This is a genomic window from Chitinophaga sp. (assembly GCF_036566945.1).
GTDB lineage: Bacteria > Bacteroidota > Bacteroidia > Chitinophagales > Chitinophagaceae > Chitinophaga.
The window spans coordinates 1-4684 of sequence record NZ_DATCVJ010000357.1 but is presented as its reverse complement, the minus strand read 5'-3'; the positions used below and the strand labels follow the sequence as shown (position 1 = coordinate 4684).

Genomic DNA, 4684 nt, shown 5'->3' with positions numbered 1-4684 from the left:
AGGATTGTTGACATCGGGTACACTGACCGGTACCTATCTCCGGAAACCAACACCCGTAAAACCGGTGGTGAGGAAATGGAAAGATAGTCTCGCTATCCGCCATGCAAAGCTGCATAACCTGAAAAACGTAAGCGTCGATATTCCCAAAGGTGTTTTAACAGTGGTGACAGGCGTGGCCGGTTCGGGCAAAAGCAGCCTGATTAACGGCATGATACCGCGTTTGTACCCGGAGACCATCTGCATCAATCAGGGCGCCCTGGCAGGTTCTATACGCTCCAATCCTGCCACTTATACCGGGATAGCAGATATTATCCGTCATCTTTTTGCAAAAAGTAATAACGTCAGCGCCGGACTTTTCAGTTTTAATTCCGCCGGCGCCTGCCCGGCGTGTAAAGGGCTGGGTGTGACTTCGCTGGATCTGGCCTTTATGGACGATATCGTCACTACCTGCGAAGTATGCCATGGACGACGCTTTACGCCGGAAGTACTACGTTATAAATTCAGGGGCAAAAGTATTGACGAGGTACTGCAGTTAAACGTGGAGGAAGCCCTGGAATTTTTTCAGGAAGAAGAAGCCCGCATCATATTGCGGCGTTTACAGGAAGTAGGACTCAACTACCTGTCACTCGGGCAACCACTGGATTCCTTATCCGGCGGCGAAAGGCAGCGGATAAAGCTGGCGACGCAGCTGGAAACTACCGGTAATATTTATGTACTGGATGAACCCACCACCGGACTTCACGGGTCGGATGTAGGCCACCTGATTGTGTTACTGAACAAGCTGGTGGACCGTGGCAGCACCGTGATGGTGATAGAGCATAACCTTGACATCATCAGTCAGGCCGACTGGATCATTGATATGGGGCCGGGAGCCGGACGGGAGGGAGGTACCGTTGTTTTTGAAGGCACGCCTGCGGCGATGATGCAGGAAAAAGCATCGCTCACCGGTGTATTCCTGAAAAAGTATATCCGTCAGGGTTAGTCCAGATAATACTTAAAAAAATATGTTTTTTCATCCGGGAAATGTAAGTGAATTTCATACATTAGCCACATGAAGGAAACCGTATTAGACAACCCCGCCTGGGGTGCGTTAACCAGTGTACATGCCCATTTTTCGCAGGGAACGGATCATGCTAAGAGATATAAGCCCGGAATTGTCCCCTTTGTAGCAGTGGGTGATACGCAATCAGACAGTTTAAAAGAACTGGATCCCTGGATGAATGCAGGGGAAACTTTTTTTATCATCGGCGATTTGCCCACGCTTCCGCAAGGCTGGGTGGTGGAGCATGAGCTGCCCTGCGCACAAATGGTGCTGGAAAGCAGCATGCCCCCGATGATGGACGATGAAAATATCACTGTTTCATTGTTGGGCGAAGCAGATGCAACAGATATGTTTAACCTGATTAATAGTTTGCAGCCGGGTTACTATAATAAAGACACCCGTTTGCTGGGAAACTATTACGGGATCAGGCAGGAGGGCGCCCTGGTAGCCATGGCCGGAGAGCGCATGCGGCTCACCGGGTTTACGGAGTTAAGCGCTATTTGTACGCACAAGGATTACAGCGGGCGCGGATATGCACAAAGACTGATCAACCGGCTTTGCCAGCAACATGCGGCGGCTGGTACGGTATCCTACCTGCATGTGTCCCTGGCGAATGAGCGGGCCATCCGTATTTACGAGCATATGGGATTTGAGCAGCGCAGGGAAATCATTTTCCGGCGCGTGCGAAAATAGTTTAGTTGCTACTGTGGAAGAATGAATGGTATTATTATAATCCACCATTCATGTAAACGGAAAAAGCCGCACGCTGGCATGCGTACGGCTTTCCGGTAAAAAACGGGTAGTTGTATTAACTTATTTTTTCCAGGCGCATCTTAGTGCCCTTGGGAGAACTTTCGTAAATCATCAGCGTACCGGGTTTAGCGGGGTATACGCTGATGGTGGTTTTATCTTTAAACAAAGGCAGGTCATCGTTCCGGAATTTTAAACCATTGAAACGAATGATGTGAAAGCTGCCGATTTCTTTTTTAGATACTTTCCGGGTATCCTCATAACAGATGGCGAAATTTTTAAAGTCTTCCGACACGGATGTAAACCTATAATCAAATCTACCATACTTTTTCCATACATACCCCTGCGTATGAATATTGCGCCAATCCGGCATGACAGACAACAGATGCTTTTCTTTTTCGTATACGTTGCTACGTTTAAGATGATATTTGCTGTCGAATTCCAGGAGTACCAGGTCGGTGGTATAGCTTTTAAAGGCCAAAGTCTCCATAGTAAACGCTTTTTTACAGCCTTCTGCTACCACAAACATTTTTCCTTCTGGTCCACCAATCATATCATGAAGGAAGAGATAACCCAGTCCTTTTATTTTGCCTTTGCGATTGGCATCCAGACTGCCGGATAATTCTTTGTTCCAGGCGTTGTAGGTTTTGGTGAGAATGCTTCCGGTGGGGCTGATGTCATAAAATCCGATACCTTTACTGGGTCTTCCCCTTACATTCCGGGTACCGGTAAAATAATAGCCCATTACCGTAATAGAATCCGAACCCTTTTTCGGAATGACAAAGGAGGGAACCAGGTTGTATTTTTCTTCGGTACCCTTTATCTCAAATGCTTTTTTGTCTGAATCAAAACGAAACGCTGTCAGCGCAGTGGAAAATTTTTGTCGCCTTTGGCTGTTAACATTGAACATAATCAGCTGGTCGGTTTTAGCGAGAAATGCTGCCGTGCACCTGACATGTGCTTCTGGTGATTTTCTGTAAGTCCAGGTGTAAGTTTTATCGGTATCAAAATAATTGACTTCATAGCCAATGGTATGTCTCTTATACTTTAGGTCCAGTAACAATACATAGCCATGAGCACCAGCGTCATACAATCCCTGATACACTTCATCGTTAATGTAAGTCGAGCGGATGCGTCGTGTACCTTCTTCTTTGAGATAAGGTTTTGTATAAGAAAGTTTGAGGTTTCCGGATGCATCCAGTATTTTTAATTCAATCTTCGGGGAATGAGTGAAGCCGAAGAGAAAGGCCGTTGTACTGTCAGCAGAGGCAGCATCTTTTACGTATATATGTGGTACATCGGTGAAGCCGTATTCCCTTATTTTGTGGTTGTTTTCATCGAAAATCTGCAGGCCGTAACGGCTGGTATCTTTATTAATAAGCTCCTTAAACACAAATACGTAGGAGCCTGTAATCTTATTATTGCGCATAATCTTACCTGTGTTAATAAGACTTGCACCGGAAACATCTTCAAAATTTAGTTTTTTTCGCTGGGCATGCGCCATGATAAACATTATCATGCAGCAAGTGAATGCCAATATTTTCCTGATCATAGGTATGCTTTATTAGGGATAATGTTTTACTGAATGATGGCAACACTTTTCGCCAGTTCCTTTTGAAACGGCGCATAGCTATTCAGCTTTGCCGCATATTGCTGGAGATAATTATTACTGATCAGGGCATATTCTTCCAGGTAGAGGTTCCTGAGAAACTGTGCCAGCAGGTTATACGAATTCGGATTACCAGGTGCCGGCAAGTCGATCTTATCACCAATATGATGTTGCTTTTCGGCACTGTAGCAGCTATTCAGTATTTTACCGGTCTGACTGATCAGGTAGGGATCATCGGGGTACTGTTGCAGTAACGAAATCGTTTCATAAAGACTACCGGTATAATTGTTATTCGCCCATGCAAACTCGATGGTTTCATAGGAGGCCTCTTTTTTCAATGCGTCAAACCTTGCTGGGTTAATGCGGGTATCGGACGTTTCCTGGGTATAATTTGCCACAGCAGGTGCCAGTACTTTGATCCTGAGTTGACAATCCGGGTGTGTTTTCAATGAATCTTCCATCACGCCATTATGCATAAATTGTGCATGACCACCCAACAGGTGATCGCTTTTCGCTAACCAGCGGGACTGAAACGGATATTTGGCCGACTGGAACATTTTTTCCAGGCAGGCTTGAATGTTCAACGAATCCGTATCAATGGTATCGAGTAATGCCAGTGCGCTAAGGGCATCGGCCGTATTGAAGTGAGTATTGTGCAGGAATACCAATCCCAGTGAATCTGCTTCAGATTCGTGATCGCGGCTATGCCGGCGGCTGTCAAACTTAAGCCCCGTGTTGAGGGCTTCCAGGTGCTCCTGTTTCCGGTACTTTTCTTTTTTGATTTCCTGCAGCTGCTGCTGTACGTTTTTAGAGTTGATGTCTGTCACATATTTTTTGATGCTGTTTTCACTATGCATCAGGTAGTAGTGGGCCAACTCATGACACAACACAAAAGCCATTTGTCCCTCTGTTTGCATGTGCCGGAATAATCCCATATTAAAAAGGATAATCCCCTGACCTATATAGCTCGCATTGGGTACGGACGAACGGGAAAAATAACAATGAATATCCCGGGCCTGCAGCATAGGATTGTTGAGCATGATGGAGGTCAGCATACTATCTATGTATTGTTGCGCCACGGGTGAGGTGAAAATTTCCTTGTCGTCGAATTTTGATTTTATATTCGCCCAGCGCATTGCATACACCTCTTTGTACGCATGCTTGTTTTCCTTTGGTAAATTTTTAATGACATCGTTATTGATTTTTTCAAATTTGCCGGAGAGGTTACTCAGGTACGATGTGTTAACAGGTGTAGGAGTGAAAATATTTTTGGCGGCATCCTG

4 protein-coding genes are annotated in these 4684 nt (G+C 45.6%); 2 read left to right on the top strand and 2 right to left on the bottom strand.

All coding sequences use genetic code 11. The features are described 5' to 3' along the window. Window positions 1-982: ATP-binding cassette domain-containing protein (locus VIP81_RS10570; protein WP_331959618.1), on the top strand; the 982-nt coding region annotated here is incomplete at its 5' end. 69 nt (window positions 983-1051) lie between these two features. Then, window positions 1052-1735, top strand: a complete 684-nt coding sequence (locus VIP81_RS10565; protein ID WP_331959615.1) for a GNAT family N-acetyltransferase — start codon at window positions 1052-1054, stop codon at window positions 1733-1735. A gap of 115 nt (window positions 1736-1850) precedes the next feature. Here VIP81_RS10565 and VIP81_RS10560 read toward each other — a convergent pair whose 3' ends face one another. Beyond that, a complete protein-coding gene (locus VIP81_RS10560) occupies window positions 1851-3344 on the bottom strand; it encodes a DUF6770 family protein (protein ID WP_331959612.1) in 1494 nt (497 codons plus the stop codon). Window positions 3345-3370: 26 nt separating this feature from the next. Next, window positions 3371-4684 (bottom strand): M48 family metalloprotease (locus tag VIP81_RS10555; RefSeq protein ID WP_331959609.1); only part of this gene is annotated, 1314 nt, incomplete at its 5' end.

Excerpts from the sequence above, each read along its gene's own strand:
- VIP81_RS10565 (WP_331959615.1), top strand. The coding sequence starts at position 1,052 with ATGAAGGAAACCGTATTAGACAACCCCGCCTGGGGTGCGTTAACCAGT.
- VIP81_RS10560 (WP_331959612.1), bottom strand. The coding sequence starts at position 3,344 with ATGATCAGGAAAATATTGGCATTCACTTGCTGCATGATAATGTTTATC.